Source organism: Corynebacterium auriscanis (assembly GCF_030408435.1).
GTDB lineage: Bacteria > Actinomycetota > Actinomycetes > Mycobacteriales > Mycobacteriaceae > Corynebacterium > Corynebacterium auriscanis.
The window spans coordinates 1,939,499-1,957,226 of the sequence record NZ_CP047046.1 but is presented as its reverse complement, the minus strand read 5'-3'; the positions used below and the strand labels follow the sequence as shown (position 1 = coordinate 1,957,226).

13 protein-coding genes are annotated in these 17,728 nt (G+C 57.4%); 10 read left to right on the top strand and 3 right to left on the bottom strand.

Features of this window, described 5'->3' with window-relative positions:
* Positions 1-24: 24 nt before the first annotated feature.
* The 10 genes from CAURIC_RS08320 (at position 25) to CAURIC_RS08275 (ending at position 12,080) form a co-directional block, all read left to right on the top strand.
* Positions 25-525, top strand: coding sequence for an SMP-30/gluconolactonase/LRE family protein (locus CAURIC_RS08320; RefSeq protein WP_052095067.1), 501 nt, complete (start codon positions 25-27; stop codon positions 523-525).
* Complete coding sequence (locus CAURIC_RS08315) at positions 522-1,055, top strand: SMP-30/gluconolactonase/LRE family protein (protein ID WP_052095068.1); 534 nt, start codon at positions 522-524, stop codon at positions 1,053-1,055. The genes CAURIC_RS08320 and CAURIC_RS08315 overlap by 4 nt, the downstream gene beginning before the upstream one ends.
* Before the next feature lie 264 nt (positions 1,056-1,319).
* The gene (locus CAURIC_RS08310; RefSeq protein WP_052095069.1) at positions 1,320-1,934 is read left to right on the top strand and encodes a TetR/AcrR family transcriptional regulator; all 615 of its coding nucleotides are present in this window, start codon (positions 1,320-1,322) and stop codon (positions 1,932-1,934) included.
* A gap of 651 nt (positions 1,935-2,585) precedes the next feature.
* Positions 2,586-3,581: an IS30 family transposase gene (locus CAURIC_RS08305; RefSeq protein WP_156963469.1), complete on the top strand. Its 996-nt coding sequence runs from the start codon at positions 2,586-2,588 to the stop codon at positions 3,579-3,581.
* A gap of 186 nt (positions 3,582-3,767) precedes the next feature.
* Positions 3,768-5,342: an acyl-CoA carboxylase subunit beta gene (locus CAURIC_RS08300; RefSeq protein WP_035113250.1), complete on the top strand. Its 1,575-nt coding sequence runs from the start codon at positions 3,768-3,770 to the stop codon at positions 5,340-5,342.
* A 19-nt stretch (positions 5,343-5,361) separates the two neighbouring features.
* On the top strand, positions 5,362-7,389 hold the full coding sequence (locus CAURIC_RS08295) for an ATP-binding protein (protein ID WP_290182440.1): 2,028 nt from the start codon (positions 5,362-5,364) through the stop codon (positions 7,387-7,389).
* A gap of 70 nt (positions 7,390-7,459) precedes the next feature.
* Positions 7,460-8,605, top strand: coding sequence for an acyl-CoA dehydrogenase family protein (locus tag CAURIC_RS08290; protein ID WP_035113251.1), 1,146 nt, complete (start codon positions 7,460-7,462; stop codon positions 8,603-8,605).
* A 44-nt stretch (positions 8,606-8,649) separates the two neighbouring features.
* Positions 8,650-9,453, top strand: coding sequence for a MaoC family dehydratase (locus tag CAURIC_RS11055; protein WP_353959076.1), 804 nt, complete (start codon positions 8,650-8,652; stop codon positions 9,451-9,453).
* Positions 9,450-10,355, top strand: a complete 906-nt coding sequence (locus tag CAURIC_RS08280) for an HpcH/HpaI aldolase/citrate lyase family protein (protein ID WP_290182437.1) — start codon at positions 9,450-9,452, stop codon at positions 10,353-10,355. Before CAURIC_RS11055 ends, CAURIC_RS08280 begins: the two co-directional genes overlap by 4 nt.
* A 72-nt stretch (positions 10,356-10,427) precedes the next feature.
* Positions 10,428-12,080 carry an AMP-binding protein gene (locus tag CAURIC_RS08275; RefSeq protein ID WP_052094779.1) on the top strand — a complete coding sequence of 551 codons (1,653 nt, stop codon included), beginning with the start codon at positions 10,428-10,430 and terminating at the stop codon, positions 12,078-12,080.
* A 104-nt stretch (positions 12,081-12,184) separates the two neighbouring features.
* On the opposite strand, the gene CAURIC_RS08270 is transcribed toward CAURIC_RS08275, so the two are convergent.
* The 3 genes from CAURIC_RS08270 to CAURIC_RS08260 all read right to left on the bottom strand — a co-directional run bounded on the left by CAURIC_RS08270 (position 12,185) and on the right by CAURIC_RS08260 (position 17,727).
* On the bottom strand, positions 12,185-12,970 hold the full coding sequence (locus tag CAURIC_RS08270; RefSeq protein ID WP_052094785.1) for a hypothetical protein: 786 nt from the start codon (positions 12,968-12,970) through the stop codon (positions 12,185-12,187).
* A gap of 207 nt (positions 12,971-13,177) precedes the next feature.
* The gene (locus CAURIC_RS08265; RefSeq protein WP_290183427.1) at positions 13,178-15,475 is read right to left on the bottom strand and encodes a hydantoinase B/oxoprolinase family protein; all 2,298 of its coding nucleotides are present in this window, start codon (positions 15,473-15,475) and stop codon (positions 13,178-13,180) included.
* A 53-nt stretch (positions 15,476-15,528) separates the two neighbouring features.
* Positions 15,529-17,727: a hydantoinase/oxoprolinase family protein gene (locus CAURIC_RS08260; RefSeq protein ID WP_084588080.1), complete on the bottom strand. Its 2,199-nt coding sequence runs from the start codon at positions 17,725-17,727 to the stop codon at positions 15,529-15,531.
* Position 17,728 lies beyond the last annotated feature (1 nt).

Sequence of the window (17,728 nt, the reverse complement as noted above, 5' to 3'; positions counted from 1 at the left end):
GCGCTGAGCCGTAGAATGTTTTGCATGAAAACACAATTGCGGCCTGGCAAGCACCACGTTTCCCTCAAGCACGATAAAGGGCCCCACTCCCGCGACCTTTCCAGTGAAGGGCGATTGATTTCGCTGCCTTCGCTGGGGCCGGAGGATGTGGTGGCTTTTGGTGCTGAGGAAGTTCTCACTGGAGCCAATGATGGCTCCATTTTTCGTACGAACATCACCACAGGGCAGACTCACACCGTCACGAACACGGGTGGGCGACCGTTGGGGTTGGAACTACTCCGAGATGGGTCCCTGATAGTTTGTGATTCCTTCAAAGGGCTGCTGCGATTGCCATTGGATGGCAATGGCGATGCCGCAGGGGACCTGGAGGTGCTGGTGGCTGAAGTGTCAGGGCAACCACTGAAATTCTGTAGCAATGCGGCCGAAGCACCCGATGGAACCATTTGGTTTACCGAGTCCACTAGCCGGTTTCACTATCCAGAGTTCATGGGTGCCATTTTGGAACACAGTGACGCGGCAGTTTGAACAAATGGATTCCCGGCCGGGGGGTTACGCGCGTTTTGGATGGGTTGTACTTCGCCAACGGCTTGGTTGTGGAACCTGACGGGGCAGGGGTGTTGTTCGTGGAAACGCTGGATTACAGTCTGCGCCGGCTGGACGTGGCAAGTGGGCAGGTCAGCGATGTTGCCACGAACCTGCCGGGCTTCCCAGACAACATGTCTACGTTGGATACGAGCCTGGGAGGGAGCCAAGGTGTATGGGTAGCGTACGCTCACCCACGCAGCTTCCCATTGGATTTGTTGTCGAAGGTGCCCAGCATAATTAGCCATATTGCATGGAATTTGCCGGACGCCATCCGGCCGGGCCCGGCGCATGAATCGTGGGTCACGCGCTGGGAACTAAAAGCGGGGCAGTGGGTGGCCGCGGGCCAGGTGCGCGGTAAACATCCAGCATTTCACACGCCCACGGCGGCGGTGCCCGTGGGCAACGAGCTGGTCTTGGCCAGTAAGGATTGCGCGGACCTATTGGTCTTGCCGTTGGCTGCAGTGCGGTAGTGGCAAACAAGTGCAACCCGGGGTCCGCTCAGTCGCACGTTGTGTGTCGCCGGCCGGGTAGCGGTTGCACATTGGTTGTCGGTCGCCGGTCGGGCAACTTTTGCACATTGGTTGTCGGTCGCCGGTCGGGCAGCTGTTGCACATTGGTTGTCGGTCGCCGGCCGCGCAGCTGTCGCACTCTATCACTCTTCTAGCTGATGTCTAGCCACTGTCAGTTAGGGACAATTTACTTACTGCACCGCGTAGTGTGTTTATATAAGAAACATGAGCTGTACTTTTCCCCCATTGCCAGACGTGGACGATGTCGCACCGCGTCTAGCTGCAAAGCGTACCCGGCGTGTTCAGCTGCTGCGAGCGGCGGCGGACATCATGAGCGTGAGGGGTTATCACGAAATGCGCCTGGAGGATCTGGGTGAGGCTGTGGGGATCAGTGGCCCTGCGGTCTATCGGCATTTCTCGGGCAAGGAGGAAATCCTCAACGAGCTACTGACTGGTATTTCCGAGCACCTTCTGTGCGAGGCCGAAAAGCTTCTCGATGGGGTAGTGGGGCCACGTGATCAACTGGAAACCTTGGTTGATTTCCATATTGATTTCGCGCTGGGGCAACCCGAGCTTATCCGCCTTCACCAGCGGGAACTATTCCGTTTGGCCGATGATGGTCGCGAAAAGGTCCGTGCCGCACAGGGGCACTATCTCGCGTTGTGGGCAACGTCGTTGGCGGCTTTCGACCCGTCCTTTAAGGGGGAGGCGGGCAAAATTACGGCGCAGCTGGTCACGGGAATGATCAACTCTTCGCAGAACACCACGCGCTGGGCGGGAGAGGCTGTGTTGCGCCGCCAAGTCGCGCTCGCCGCTCGGGCTGTTGTGGGGATTCGTTAAGAATAACCATCTTGGCAAGTTCTAGTGATCGTGGAAACACCTGACTTCGTGTGAGGTGTTGTCTTGGAGTCTCGGTGGGACCCGGATTCTGTTGTGGTCGAACGTTTTTGTAGTTTGATGCAGGCAGGAAGCTCTGTTCGTGCTGCCGCTGTCAGCGTCGGGTTGCCTCATTCTGTGGCGTATCGGCTTGCCCGGCAGTTGGACGTGGAAGTTCGACGATATCGTGTTACGTCATCGGAGGATTCAGAGCGTATCAGCCAGTTGTGGCTTGCTGGTTGGGCGCCGATGGATATTGCTCGTCAATGCAAGGTCAACTCGAGCGTGGTCTATCGGATCGGTATTGAACTGGGCTTGTGGAAACGCAACCCGCATGGACGACGAGCTGCCGCAACCACCAGACGCTGCGGGTACCTACAGCTTAGAGTCAATGCGTTAGGGCGCAAGGATGCTGCATCGGTGTGTGGCATCAATCAACGTGATGCTCTGGATATCGACAAAGGTCTGATCAAACTGGGCAGACAGCGCGTAGCGTTTGAACCCGATGGGCCCGATAAAGCACTGTATAACCGGCTCATGCAGGTTCTTGAGTATGTAGACGGCCGACAGTCACTACCTATTGCTATCGTGCCCCAGGCTCGTATTGATCAGCGCATATCACCGCGGTATCTCAGCATTGAAGAACGTGAGCTTATTTCTGATGTGCATCATCAGGGAGTAGGAGTGCGTGCCATAGCCCGCCGGTTGAACCGCTCACCCGGCACTATCAGCAAAGAGCTACGCCGTAACCAAGATGACTTTGGTCTGTATTTGCCCACTCATGCTCATCGCAAATCAGTGCTTCGGAGATTCCGGCCCAAAAAACGCAAGATCGACTCCGTGCCGGCTCTATGGCCAACGGTTATGGATATGCTGCGTGAGAAGCTTTCTCCGGAGCAGATTGCTGGACGGTTGCGTAAAGATCATCCCGGCGATGACACTATGCACGTGTGTACTGAAACCATCTACCAAGCTTTGTTCTTCCAGGCCAAAGGCGAGTTGAAGAAAGAAATCGCATCATGCCTGCGCCAAGGACGCACAGTGCGCAAACCGCGCGGGCAACGTATTGCCAGGAACCGATTCATCGATCCGATGGTGATGATTTCGGACCGGCCTGCCGAGGTCGAAGACCGAGCTGTGCCAGGGCACTGGGAAGGCGACCTGATACTAGGCAAAGGAAACAAGTCCGCTATCGGAACTCTCGTCGAACGAACTACCAGGTATGTGATGTTGCTGCATCTTCCTGATAGCCATGACGCTGTCGCTGTCAGAAACGCCTTAGTCAAGGCCATAGGCACTCTTCCCAATCACCTCAAAGGATCGTTGACCTGGGATCAAGGAAGTGAGATGGCAGGACACAAATCCTTTTCGGTCGCCACAGACTGCCCAGTGTACTTCTGTGACCCGGGATCGCCGTGGCAACGCGGTACCAACGAAAACACCAATGGGCTACTGCGACAATACTTCCCGAAAGGAACCGACTTAAGCGTTCACACCGAACACGACCTGGAATTCGTAGCAATGCAGCTTAACCGGCGTCCCCGCAAAACACTCGACTTCGACACTCCAGCAGAACGAATGGCCGCCCTGCTAGGGTTATCAGAAATATAGGATGTGTTTCCACGACCGCAAGAATCCGCCCGCCCGGAATTACGCGATCCACCCTAAAGGGGGTGGATTTTTTATTTTTTGATGGCAAAACGAAAGCTTCCTACCGGTGTGGCGTGGAACACACTAGGGTGTGACGTAACCGAAACGGTTAATAGTCACTAACTGTAATGGGAAGGGAGATGGCCGATGACGGCTAGCCCAAGTATCGCAACACACCGCGAATTGATCTCCGAGCTACGGGAAAGGCTGGATCGCGCAGCACGTGGGGGTGGAGACAAAGCCCGAGAGCGCCATGTATCGCGGGGGAAGCTCCTCCCGCGCGACCGCATCAACAACCTGTTGGATCCCGGTAGCCCGTTCCTCGAGATCGCCCCGCTCGCCGCAGAAGATATGTACGACGGCAAAGCACCCGCCGCCGGGATCATCGCCGGAGTGGGCCTCATCGAAGGGCGTCTGTGCATGGTCGCGGCCAACGATGCCACCGTCTCCGGCGGTACTTATTACCCGATGACGGTGAAAAAGCACCTGCGGGCCCAAGAAATCGCCGAAGCAAATCACTTGCCTTGCGTGTATCTCGTCGATTCGGGTGGCGCCATGCTGCTGAACCAGGACGAGGTCTTCCCCGACCGCGATCACTTCGGCCGTATCTTCTTCAACCAAGCCAATATGTCCGCCAAGGGGATCCCTCAATTGTCGGCAGTCATGGGATCCTGCACAGCAGGCGGTGCCTACGTGCCGGCGATGAGCGATGAATCCATCATCGTGGAAAACCAAGGCACGATCTTCCTCGCGGGTCCTCCACTGGTGAAGGCGGCGACGGGCGAGGATGTCACTCCAGAAGAACTGGGTGGCGGAGCAATGCACTCCCGCATTTCCGGTGTGACGGACCATTTGGCGTCGGATGATAGCGATGCCCTACGAAAGATGCGCGAGATCATCGCCACCTTGCCGGAATCCAAGCCCGCCCCATGGTTGAAGGGTGAACCCGTGCCAGCCCCACGGCCTCAAACGGACCTGTACGATATCGTGCCCACGGATTCAAAGATCCCGTATGACGCGCATGACGTGATCGAAACCCTCGCCGATGAAAACAGCATCCACGAGTTCAAAGCGGAATACGGCACGTCCATCGTCACCGCATTCGCCCGGTTAGAGGGCCACGCAGTGGGATTTATCGCCAACAACGGTGTGATCTTCGCCGAGGCAGCGGTGAAGGGCGCGCACTTCATTGAACTGTGTGAGCAGCGCGGCATCCCCATCGTATTCTTGCAAAACACCACTGGTTTCATGGTCGGGCGGCAGTACGAAGAAGGCGGCATTGCTAAGCACGGCGCGAAGATGGTTAACGCGGTTGCAACGGCCTCGGTTCCCAAACTCACTGTGGTTACGGGTGGCGCCTTTGGCGCTGGCAACTACTCCATGTGTGGTCGCGCATACTCCCCACGCTTCTTGTGGATGTGGCCGAATGCCCGGATCTCGGTCATGGGTGGCCCCCAAGCGGCCATGACCCTGTCCACCGTCCGTCGCGCGCAGATCGAACGCCGGGGTGACAGCTGGTCAGAGCAGGAACAGGAAGAATTCGAGCGTCCTATTCGCGAGATGTTCGATGAAAAGTCCACCTGCTGGTATTCCACGGCCCGCCTGTGGGATGACGGGGTGATCGACCCAGCCGATACCCGCCGCACCCTGGCCATGGCACTCGACATCTGCGCCCAGGCTCCAATCGGTGAGCGTGGCAAATTTGGCGTTTTCCGCATGTAGGGCAAGGAGTACATTCACTATGACTTTTAATACCGTTCTCATCGCCAACCGCGGTGAAATCGCCGTGCGGGTCATTCGCACTGTTCACGCTATGGGTTTGCAGGCTGTCGCCATTTATTCCGACGCCGACGCCGCAGCCCCTCACGTTGTGGAAGCCGATACAGCGGTCCACATTGGACCAGCGGCTGCATCTGAGTCCTACCTCAACATCGATAAAGTTATCGCTGCCGCGCACAGCGCCGGTGCGCAAGCCATTCACCCCGGCTACGGATTTCTCTCCGAAAATGCGGAATTCGCCGCACGGTGCGAACAGGAAGGAATCACCTTCATCGGCCCTCCTGCCAGTGCTATGGACAAGATGGGAGACAAGATCACTGCACGTGCCACGGTGGAATCGCGGGGCGTTCCCACCGTGCCTGGCATCTCCCGGCCAGGGCTGAGCGATGAAGACATCATTGCCGCTGCCCCCAATATCGGATTTCCCGTGCTCGTCAAGCCTTCCGCCGGTGGCGGAGGTAAGGGTATGCACCGCGTGGAGGACCCCGCACAGCTACCGGCTGCACTGAAATCCGCCCGGCGCGAAGCTGCCAGCTCTTTCGGCGACGATACCCTCTTTATGGAGCACTTCGTTGATACTCCCCGCCACATCGAGGTTCAGGTTGTGGCCGATACCCACGGAAACGTGGTCCATTTGGGAGAGCGCGAGTGCTCACTGCAGCGGCGTCACCAAAAAGTCATCGAGGAAGCCCCATCGGCTTTGCTGGATGCCACAACCCGTGAAGAGATCGGCCAGGCCGCGTGCGACGCTGCCCGAGCTTGTGGCTACGTAGGAGCGGGCACGGTGGAATTCATCGTCTCCGCCAAGCAGCCGGAGAAGTTCTTCTTCATGGAGATGAATACCCGCCTGCAAGTGGAGCACCCCGTGACCGAATTGGTTACAGGTGTGGACCTGGTGGAATGGCAGATTCGTGTGGCTCAGGGGGAGAAGCTTCCTTTGGCACAGGATCAGATTCAACTCACCGGGCACTCGGTGGAGGCCCGCGTGTATGCCGAGGACCCGGCTGCGGGATTTTTGCCCACAGGAGGGACGGTGAAAGCTTTGTGCTGGCCAGATGGCCACGGGGTGCGGGTGGATTCCGGAATCCGCTCTGGTCAGGTTATCGGATCGGACTATGACCCGATGCTGGCCAAGGTCATTACCTTCGCCGATTCCCGCGAGGCCGCCCTGGCGCGTTTGGACCGCGCGCTGGGACAGACCGTCATCGAAGGGGTTGTGACCAACCTCAACTTCAACCGTTTCCTCGTGACCCGCCCCGAGGTCGTGGCAGGTGACTTGGACACCGGGCTGTTGGACCGGATCGTGGGGGACTACGCTGATCCCACGCCACCGGTAGCTGCCTTCGTCCGAGCTGTTCTCGCCCACTTGCCACGCGCGCAGCAACCCACCGATCCATACCCCCCGGCGCAGACCCAGCACCGCACGCTGTCCGCAGTGTGGGCCGTTGGCGACGGCTGGCGGGGGAATGACCGCAGATCCCCAGTACGGATGCTGTTGAAGGACAGCACCAGCAATGACGGTGTTGTTGAGGTCGATATGGTGCCCGGTGCGGAAGCCGGCGCGTGGACAGTAACAATGGGTGAGGATTCGCACGAGGTCCACGTCAACGCGGAAGTTGGGGAGCGCGGCAGTCGCAAGATCAGCGTGGATGGCGGCGCGTACACCTCCTGGTCGGTGCCAGCGTCGGGGTATGTCACGGGGCCTGAGGGCACCTTTGAACTCGCGCGTATCACCAAGGCCGCACAACTGGAGTCCGCGGCCGGCGCTGGCAGCGGCAGCATCACCAGTCCCATGCCTGGCACGGTGATCGCCGTTGAGGTGGAATCCGGCGCCGAGGTGGATGAAGGACAGCCAGTCGTGGTCATCGAAGCCATGAAGATGGAGCACACCTTGAAGGCGGAGATCGCCGGGGTGGTCACCGTCGAGGTGGCCGTCGGAGACAAAGTTCAAACGGGGCAGGTGCTGGCGGGCGTCGAACCAAAAGAATAAGCGCGGCAGGTAAGTGCCGGCGGCGCAGCAACCAACCACAGAGACACAAACACCAGAAAGCAGGAAGACAATGGCTATTTTGAGCGATGAATTGGAGCAACTGCGCAAGGGCGTGGAGGACTTCGCCAACAACGTGGTGGACCCAGTGGCGGCCCAGCACGACCGTGATCACACTTTCCCATACGACGTGGTTCGCCAAATGGGTGAAATGGGGCTGTTCGGCCTTCCCATCAGCGAGGAATTCGGCGGCATGGGTGGCGACTATATGGCGCTGTGCGTGGCATTGGAAGAACTCGCGCGCGTGGATCAGTCCGTGGCCATCACCTTGGAGGCGGGTGTTTCGCTGGGCATCATGCCGATTTACCGCTTTGGCACCCAGGAGCAAAAGGAAAAGTGGTTGCCTGACTTGGTCGCCGGTAAACAACTAGCCGGCTTCGGTTTGACGGAGCCCGAGGCGGGCTCGGACGCCGGTGGAACCAAGACAACGGCGAAGTTGGAAGACGGCGAGTGGGTGATCAACGGCTCGAAGCAGTTCATCACCAACTCCGGGACGGACATCACCAGATTGGTCACGGTCACTGCCGTTACAGGCCAGCGGGACAATGGAAAGAAGGAAATCTCCGCGATTATCGTGCCCAGCGGCACGGAAGGATTCACCGCAGAGCCCGCTTACAACAAGGTCGGTTGGAATGCGAGTGACACGCACCCCTTGACGTTCGACAACGTGCGCGTGCCAGAGGAAAATCTGGTGGGCGAGCGCGGTCGTGGCTTCGCGCAGTTCCTTTCCATCTTGGAAGAGGGACGCATCGCGATCGCCGCCTTGGCGTGTGGTGCGGCACAGGGTTGTGTGGATGAATCCGTCCGCTATGCCAAAGAGCGCACCAGCTTCGGCAAACCCATCAGTGATTACCAGGCCGTGTCCTTCAAGATCGCTCGCATGGAAGCGCGGGCGTGGACCGCACGTCAGGCATGGCACGCCGCGGCCCAGAAGATGGTTGCTGGTAAGGACTGTGCGAAGGAAGCCTCAATCGCGAAAATGATCTGTTCCGAAGCAGCTATGGACAACGCTCGCGATGCCACACAGATTCACGGTGGCTACGGCTTCATGAACGAGTACCGCGTTTCCCGTCATTACCGCGATTCGAAGATCCTAGAGATCGGCGAGGGAACCACCGAAGTTCAACAGATGCTGATCGCCCGTCACTTGGGGTTGTGAGAGCGCGGGCTACCTAGGTTTTTCGAAAAGAGGCAGGAGTACTCATGACTGAGAAGAAAATTTTGCAGCGCGGTTTGTGGTTTGAGGAATTCGAAGAGGGCGTGACCTACCTGCACCGCCCGGGTCGTACCGTGACGGAGGCTGACAATACCCTTTTCACGACTCAAACGATGAACACACAGCCCCTTCATCTCGACGCCGCGTGGGCCGCAGAACAGCCTGGGTTTAGGGGCGAGCGTTTGGTGAACTCGATGTTCACACTGTCCACGGTGGTGGGACTGAGCGTTTCCCAATTAACTCTGGGCACGATTGTTGCGAACCTGGGATTCACTGAGGTGAAGTTCCCAGCCCCGATGTTCCATGGGGACACGCTCTATGTGGAGACCACGTGTATCGCTAAACGCAAGAGCAAATCGCGGCCGAACCAGGGCATCGTGGAGCTCAAGCACATCGGCCGAAACCAAGACGGAACGATCGTGTGTGAAGCCACGCGTTCCACGATGATGCAGTGCCGTGCGGATGCAGAGAGCAGGGATGCTGCAATCGGTGGCGAAACGGGCGGCCCCGCACATACCGACCGCGCGACGGGCAGCCCTGCACACACAGGTAGTGCAGGCAGCGGCCCCGCACACACCGACCCCGCGACCGCTAGTCCCGCACACACAGGTAGTGCAGGCAGCGGCCCCGCACACACCGACCCCGCGACCGCTAGTCCCGCACACACAGGTAGTGCAGGCAGCGGCCCCGCACACACCGACCCCGCGACCGGTAGTCCTGCACATACAGGTAGTACAGGCAGCGGCCCCGCACACGTGGTTGAGACCAACAATGGGGAGCGACGTTCATGAGCAATTCATCTACCACCACTCCTTGGATTCCCGCTGGCCCGGCATTGCTATTCGCTCCAGCTGACCGCCCTGAGCGTTTCGCGAAAGCTGCGGAGCGTTCAGACACAGTTATTTTGGATTTGGAGGACGGCTGCCGTGCAGAAAACCGTGAAGCCGCGCGTGGCCACATCGCCGAAACCGAGTTAGATCCCAACAAAACCATCGTGCGTGTGAACCCGGCCAACACCCAGGACATGCCATTGGATGTCGCTGCCGTGGGGCGCACCGCCTTCCGCCGGATCATGCTGCCCAAGGTTGAAAGCGCGGCCGACATTGACCAGGTTCTGGCGGAATGCGATAGAAACACCCCGGATGAAGTGCGCATCATCGCGCTCATTGAAACCCCCACAGGTGTGCTCAACCTGCAGGAAATTGCCACCCACCACAGCGTGGATGCACTGTTCTGGGGTGCTGAAGACCTCACTGCGGCTCTAGGCGGTACTAGCTCGCGCTACGGCGCGGATGAAAAACCAACCCCAGGCGGTGGCATCTCCGGCCACCCCGGTGGCTACCGCGAAGTCCCGCGGCACACCCGAACCATGGTGCTGTTGCACGCAGCGGCCGCGGGCAAAGTTGCCCTGGATTCGATCCACGCCGATACCAGCGACGTGGACGGTGCCAAAGCGGAAGCCACGGATGCAGCAGCCAGCGGGTTCACGGCCACCGTGAGCATCCATCCCGGGTTGGTACCAGCGATTCGGGAATCCTATCGGCCCACGGATGACCAGCTGACGTGGGCGAAAAAGGTCATTGAGGGAGCCAGAACCAACTCCGGTGCTTTCGCTGTGGATGGCCAAATGATTGATGCTCCGCTCCTACGGCAGGCGGAGGTCATTGAGGCCAGGGCGGCGTCGATGGAATAGAAACCCCACCCCCAGCCCCCGACAAAACGCAGAAACAGACCCCTAACGGTAGAAAAGGAAAGGGATTTCATCATGACTACAGTGGCAGACGCGAATTCGAAGCTGTCCATCGCCGCCGGCGATACGGACATTCCACTGCTGGAGGAAACACTGGGCCAGAACCTAGCAAGGTCCGTGGCGAAGTACCCCGATAACGAAGCAATCGTGGATCTGTATGGTGATGTTCGCCTGACATACGCCGAGTTTCACCGGCGCGTGATGCGACTGGCCAGTGGCCTGCACGCAGCGGGGTACCGCAAAGGCGACCGCATTGGTATATGGGCTCCCAACCGTTGGGAATGGCCAATCGTGCAATACGCAACCGCCGAAATCGGAGCGATCTTGGTGTGTATCAACCCCAGCTACCGCCGGCGTGAGCTGAATTACGTGATGAACCAAGCTGGTATCAAAGCACTGTTCTCGGCCGGGCGATTCAAAGATTCGAACTATCGCGCTATGGTGAGTGCCGCCGAACATGAGTTTGATAACAACTACCGAGAGGTCATCTACTTCGGATCCGAGCGCTGGAATGAGCTATCGAATCACGCAATCCTTGATCTGAATGCAGTACGAGAAGACCTAGATCCGCACGATCCCATAAACCTGCAGTACACCTCCGGTACAACCGGACTGGCTAAGGGAGCCACCCTCACCCACCGCAATATCCTCAACAACGGATACATGGTAGGGGAGCGGTTACGCTACACAGACCAAGACCGCGTAGTAATTCCAGTGCCGTTCTTCCACTGCTTCGGCATGGTCATGGGCAACATCGCGGCCTTTAGCCACGGCGCAACGACGATCATCATGGGCCCGGTATTCAACCCACGGGCCACTCTAGAAGCTGTGCATCACGGTGAGGCGACGAGCCTGTATGGTGTACCGACCATGTTCATCGCGGAGCTGCAGGAACTGGAGAACATGGGCGAGAACAAACTGGACCTATCCACCCTGCGTACCGGAATCATGGCTGGCACCAGCTGCCCTACGAAAACGATGCGTGAAGTGATCGACATCATGGGCATGGAGGAAGTCGGCATCTGCTACGGAATGACCGAGACCTCCCCAGTTTCCATACAAACGCTGCCGGATGATCCATTGGACAAGCGCGTAGAAACCGTAGGGCGCCCAGGCCCCCACATCGAAGTGAAGATCATCAGCCCCGAAAGCGGGGACATTCTCCCCCGCGGTCAGCAAGGCGAGATCTGTGTGCGCGGCTACTCCGTCATGAAGGGGTACTGGGACATGCCCGTCAAGACCGCCGAGGCCATTGACGAGGACGGTTGGATGCATACCGGCGACCTAGGAATGATGGATGATGGTGACTACGTACAGATCACCGGGCGTATCAAGGACATGGTTATCCGCGGCGGAGAGAATCTGTACCCGCGTGAGATCGAGGAATTCCTGTACTCCCACCCGGATATCTCCGATGCTCAGATCATTGGTGTGCCTGATGAGAAATATGGTGAGGAACTCATGGCCTGGATCATTATGAATCCAGGCGCAGAGCCGCTGACTGTAGAAGATTTGAGGGAGTTCTGCGATGGACATCTTGCCCGGCACAAGGTACCGCGTTACGTACACGTTGTGGATGAATACCCGATGACATTGTCGGGCAAGGTTCGCAAGGTGGAGATGCGTGAGAAAGCTATTGAAATCTTGGGGATGTATACCGAAAAGTAGGTGTACTGCTGCAGGACAGGGGCACACCAAAAAGTAGTAGTGATCTGCCAGCTACGAGCTGAATGTGGTCGATCACTGCTACTTTTTGCACGTTTTATCGGAGGTTAGGAGGCTCGGAATGCCTTCGGCTTTTCCAAGACCGTTTCAGGGGTTGCGTCTGCCGGAATGGTGGTCACCGCCACAGCATTATCCTTCGGCAGAGGTTCTTCTGAGTTCCACACAGCCGAATCTACAGTGGGCAACGAGGCTTCAAGTTGTGGGAAATCAACGCGATTGTCATGGCGGTAGCCCATTACCCAGTCGTAGTGAGCGGCGACATTGATGATCGGTTGGTACGCTTCTTCGGTGGTGGAGTAGTCCCTTTCATCCATGAGGATTCCCGAAATGCCTGTGGATGCGAAGGAGCGCAAATTATCCGAGAGGTACATTGAAACCCGTTCCGCATCGTCATCGTCGAATTCATTTCCACCATCGACGACCCCATCTGCCTCGTATGCCAGTGCTTTCGGGCACGATACTTGCAACAGAATGTGTCCGCCGACGATTTTGGTAAAGGCGGAAACGATGTCTTGCAACCGTGCTCGCAGGGTCTCGTCGGTGGATGCAACCCTGGCCGCATAGCCCGGTCGAGACTTCTCACCCATTGCTTCTTTGAGCTCATCCAAGTTATTCATGGACCACGTTCGAACAGCGTTGAGCGGCAGGATCGTCACTGCAGAGTTCAGTAGGCGCTGAGCCTGGCTCGCGTGGTTTGCCAAGGCCGTGGGGTCATCGTAGGGCACTGGCTTTCCCTGGAGAAGTACCTGCTGTGCGTAAAGCCAAGAATCAATGATTAGCTGGGGCTGAGAGGAGTTTTCTCCTTGGATAAGGCTTGCAATTGATGTGCTCATAGTCGATTTCTTCCTTTAGACAGCGTGTTCAACTGTTTCCTCGGATAAGTAACAGCGAAGGGTAAGTGAATGAATGTGACTTCCGTTAACGGAAGTCACATTCTTTTTTGGGGCGTGTGGCTCATTGCCGACGAGCCACCGGCGATGGATGCCAACTCAACGTGAAAGTGGAAAGAGGCATGCCACCGGGGAAGGTTGCGGCGCTATTTATGCCTTTCGTTGAGAAACCTCTCCGTATTTGGACTCCAGTTCTTGAATGCGCTCTTCCAGCTTTTCAATCTTGAGAACGTGGCGGTTCGGCACGTAAATCAACGGGATCTCACCGAGCTTGCCCTTGACGCGCTTTGGTCCTTGGGCATCCCATACGGTTGCGGTGACCTCGTCGGTCTCGTCACCCCAGCTACCGAAGTACAGCAGGTCTTCGGCGGGCTCTTCGGTGACGAACTCTTTGACGAACTCGGTGTATGGCTTGCCACGGTTCAGTCGTGCCTGGCGTTCTTCCTTGCGCAACTGCTCGGTACGCTCGGTGTCCACAACCAGGGTTTCTCGGTTCCACTCAACGTGGTAGATATTCGAGGCAACCCACTCGGAGATTCGACCGTGTTTGATGTCCTTCATCACCAGTTCAGGGTCACGCTCTAGGACGTCACCGTAGCCACCGCCCGCTCCCTGAGCGATCATGTATAGCTCGCCCTCTTGGGAGTGATCGAACTGCAGGCCCATGTGGTAGGTGCTGTACTTGCCACCTTCGTAGGGCTGCTCGTTCATAACGCGCTTCATGGAAAGATCGAACTGAGATGGATCCTTCTTCACGATGTCGAAGATGTTAATCCCCTTCACCATGGCCAGCGGGTAGGTTGGGCAGCCGTAGCCACCGAACAAGCCGGGAACTGAGGAGAACTTCGCACCGGAAGTAACGGTCATGAAGCCCCAGCTCGGGGTGTTGCGGGCGGCCACAATCATCTCATAGCCCATGCCACCGCGGTATTTGCCGAATGCCTGGTTATCCTGAACGACGCGCTTGGAAACCAGCTGCAGGAATGGAACCTCTTCTTCCATCACTTCCTGCTCGCCGGTATCTGCCATGGCGCAGAAAAGTGGAGCCACTGCGTCTTCGCCATCTTGGAAGGCCTTAGCACCACCGCCCATGCCGTTCAGATCTGCACAGAGGTTGCCGACCTGCTCGCCGTGCTGGGTTTCGCCACCCCACAGGAAGTCATTGATCTGGTTGAACCAAGGTGCAATGACGTTGGCGTACTTCTCTTCAACAGAGAACTGCAGCTTGGCGTAGGCAGCCTGGAGGCAGGTGAATCCACGGAAGGAAGCCTGCAGGTTCTGACCCGTTGGAGCGTCGTAAGAGCAGTCAGCCCAAGTGCCTTCCTCAGAGATGATCTCGATGGGGGACAGGGCGCCTGTGGAGCGAGGTAGATCGGGCCACCAGTAAGAGAGGATCGCCTGAGCCATGAACGCCTTCGTGGACGCGTAAGGGGAGTTGATTGCTCGGTTGAGAATCTCCGGTCCTGTACCGCGAAGATCAACGATGAGTCGATCTCCCTTGACGGTGATAGTGCACGCGAACTTAATCAGGATGTTTTCCTTCAGGGTTGAATCCACAAACTGATTAATGCGAACGGTGCCGTCAGGCATTTCCGAAATACGGCGGCGAACTTCCTTTTCGACGTCTTCGACGGTCATGCGGATGGCGGCCATGAATGGTTCCACACCGAACTCATCGATGGTGCGGTCAACGATATCCATGACGCGACGAACAGCGCCCATCTTCACCTTGATATCTGCCAGCATCAACTTTGGATCACGGGTGGAGTGCTGCAGGAAGGTCAGCAGGTCGCGACGCAGGTGTCCACGTTCCACAATTTTCATTGGGGAACCACGAAGACCGTCGTCGAACGGAGTCTCGGAACCGGATGGCATACCGCCTGGCTCACAGGCGCCGTTTTCACCTTCGTGGATCGTAGCGCCTACCCAAGCGATGATCTCACCGTCGCGCATGACGGGAACCAGCATCGATTGGTCGGTGTTGTGAACCATGCCGAATCGCGCGTCATTGTGGAAGAATCCGTCACCTGGATTAATACCAACAGTGGGTTCGTCCTTCCAGTACTTCATGATGCAGCGAATCGGGTGGTGGAGCACTGCAGAGAAGGCGATAACGCCTCGGTTAGACATGTAGCAAACGTCACCGGCGGCAGTGTAAACTGCCACGGAAAGGTCAGCCCACTTAGCGCCGGGTGCCGCACCCATGGATTCACACATCTCGAAGGCTTCATCCAAGGAACCTGCCAAGCGACGGCGGATGCGATCCGCCTGCAGTGGATCATGCTCTTGGGCGAGGATGCGCTCTTCAGAATCACTGCGTGCACTGATGCTGTGATTACGCATGATCTCTGGATCTGGGCCCAAGAACAACGTGGTGTCGTTCATGAAGTCATCGACCCACTGCTGCTCTTCGGGAGTGAGTTGGCGAGCCATTTCCTCGTGGCTCATGTGTACATGTCCCGTAACCTTTTCAGGTGTCGTCATGGTGTGTTCCTTTCACTCTAACGATTGCTGGGTTGTTCGACCGCTTCGGAAGCGGCGGAGCTGGGATCGTGTTTTCCGCGGGGTCGTGTGTCCCCCTTCAGCAACCACACAGCTCCCTGTGGCGTTGGCTCGATCCGCCAACCGGGTTCGATGAGGTACGTGGTGCTGACGGTAGTGATGATGGCTGGCCCTTCGACAACGTATTTCTCGTTGAGGGCGGTTGCATCGTAAACCGGTGTCTCCAAGGGCTCGTCGAATCCAACGAAGTGAACTTTTCGACTGCTCACCTTCTCCGGCGTAGTGCGCTCGGTCTCGAAGAACAGGGATTCGAAATTAACGACATCACCGTTGATGTAGGAGGCCACGCGAACCGTTTGAACGCGGACACCGGCTTCGGGAGCCTGGGTGCCTTCGCCGTAGCGGTCACCGTAGATATCAGAGAACGTGCGGATAACGTTCAACACGTCGCCCACGTTCTCCAAGCGGTTGAGGTCAAAAGAAACAGCGGTGGTTACTAGCTGGTTTCCGTAGCGCATATCCATTTCAAGGCGGTGCTCAACCTTTGAAACGTCATAACCCTGACGGATGAGGTCTTCTCGTCCGCGCTGCTCGAGTTCGTCGATGTAACCGTTGAACCGGTCGTAGTCATCGAAGAGCTGGCGAGTGATCGGGTCATACAAAACGATGTATGCCGAACGCTCGTGAATGTGAAGCGGCTTCATATTACCGGCACCCAGTGCTGAGAACACCGAGGAGAATGGTGGGAACAGAATGCGCTTGATGCCGGCCTTATCCGCAATGCCGCAAGCATGCAATGGGCCATTACCGCCGTAAGCCAGCATCGTGTAATCGTCGACGACACCGCCGTGTGAGCGCAGCTCCATCTCAATACCGATGGCCATTTGCTCGTCGACGGTTCGCTTGACGACCTTTGCCGACTCGATTGGATCGAGGTCGAGGTAATCGCCAACGTGCTCTTCCATGGCGAACATCGAACACTTTGGATTCAGCTTGATGAAGCCGTTCGCGTAGTTATCTGGATCGAGGTAGCCCAGCAACAAGTCAGCGTCCGTCACAGTAGGGCGAAGCCCACCCCGGTCGTAAGCTGCCGGGCCCGGATCGGAACCAGCGGATTCTGGTCCGACCTTAACAGCGTGGTGAACGCGGTCGTAGGATGCGATAGATTCACCGCCGGAACCAAGGGTGTTGAGGTGAATCATAGGCACCGAAACTAGCCAGCGGCCGATGGTTGGCTGGAAATCGTAGTGCTGGATGCCGCCTTCGGGAACTAGTCCAATGTCGAATGACGTTCCACCCATATCCATCGAGACCACATCGCCCAACCCGGTGACTTCGGATAGGTGCTGTGCACCACCAACGCCGGCAATAGGACCAGAGTGAATGGTTTGCAGAGCGTCCGTCGAGTTCGGCTGTGCCATGCCACCTGAATTGTGAACCACGAGCATCGGCTTTTCATAACCGGAGGCGCGCAGGTTCTGGGACAGCTGGTTCAGCGCATGGAACATAGTCTCATGCAGGAACCCATCGATAATTGTTGACGAGGTACGTACGTACTCGCCTTTTCGACCCGATACCTGGCTGGATAACAGAACGGGGATGGAACCGAGTTCGTGGGATGGAAAGTCCTCCAGAATGATTTCCAGGATGCGCTCTTCGTGCGTTGAGTTTTCGGTGGCATTTGTCAGGGCCACCACAAGCGCTTCTGCACCTTCATCCACCAGCTCACGAACCTGCTGACGGACATCGTCGTCCATCAATGGGACGAGGATTTCACCAACAGAGTCCACCCGTTCTCTGACGGAACGAACGAAGTTGCGAGGTACCAGTGGCTCAGGGCGTTCGGCATCCGCCATATCTCCCTGTTTAAGTGGGTCCAGGCCGGCGCCGTATCCCTTCGAACGAGAAATGTGAATTGTGTCCTCGAATCCGTGGGTAACCAAGACACCAACTTTTGGCCCCTTGCCCTCAATGAGCGCGTTCGTGCCCAACGTCGTAGCGTAACGGACGGAGTCCACGCCCTTTAAGACCTCTTCGCGGGACAGTCCTGCTCGATCGCAGGCATTATCCAAGGCGGAATTGAAACCCAGAGCTAGATTGTGGTGGGTAGTCAGAGCCTTGGACTCAATATAGGTTTCATCCCACACGAAGAAGCAGTCTGTGAAGGTACCGCCGATATCGACCGAAATCCTGCGCATA

Excerpts from the sequence above, each read along its gene's own strand:
- CAURIC_RS08320 (WP_052095067.1), top strand. The coding sequence starts at position 25 with ATGAAAACACAATTGCGGCCTGGCAAGCACCACGTTTCCCTCAAGCAC.
- CAURIC_RS08310 (WP_052095069.1), top strand. The coding sequence starts at position 1,320 with ATGAGCTGTACTTTTCCCCCATTGCCAGACGTGGACGATGTCGCACCG.
- CAURIC_RS08300 (WP_035113250.1), top strand. The coding sequence starts at position 3,768 with ATGACGGCTAGCCCAAGTATCGCAACACACCGCGAATTGATCTCCGAG.
- CAURIC_RS08295 (WP_290182440.1), top strand. The coding sequence starts at position 5,362 with ATGACTTTTAATACCGTTCTCATCGCCAACCGCGGTGAAATCGCCGTG.
- CAURIC_RS08290 (WP_035113251.1), top strand. The coding sequence starts at position 7,460 with ATGGCTATTTTGAGCGATGAATTGGAGCAACTGCGCAAGGGCGTGGAG.
- CAURIC_RS11055 (WP_353959076.1), top strand. The coding sequence starts at position 8,650 with ATGACTGAGAAGAAAATTTTGCAGCGCGGTTTGTGGTTTGAGGAATTC.
- CAURIC_RS08280 (WP_290182437.1), top strand. The coding sequence starts at position 9,450 with ATGAGCAATTCATCTACCACCACTCCTTGGATTCCCGCTGGCCCGGCA.
- CAURIC_RS08275 (WP_052094779.1), top strand. The coding sequence starts at position 10,428 with ATGACTACAGTGGCAGACGCGAATTCGAAGCTGTCCATCGCCGCCGGC.
- CAURIC_RS08270 (WP_052094785.1), bottom strand. The coding sequence starts at position 12,970 with ATGAGCACATCAATTGCAAGCCTTATCCAAGGAGAAAACTCCTCTCAG.
- CAURIC_RS08265 (WP_290183427.1), bottom strand. The coding sequence starts at position 15,475 with ATGAGCCACGAGGAAATGGCTCGCCAACTCACTCCCGAAGAGCAGCAG.
- CAURIC_RS08260 (WP_084588080.1), bottom strand. The coding sequence starts at position 17,727 with ATGCGCAGGATTTCGGTCGATATCGGCGGTACCTTCACAGACTGCTTC.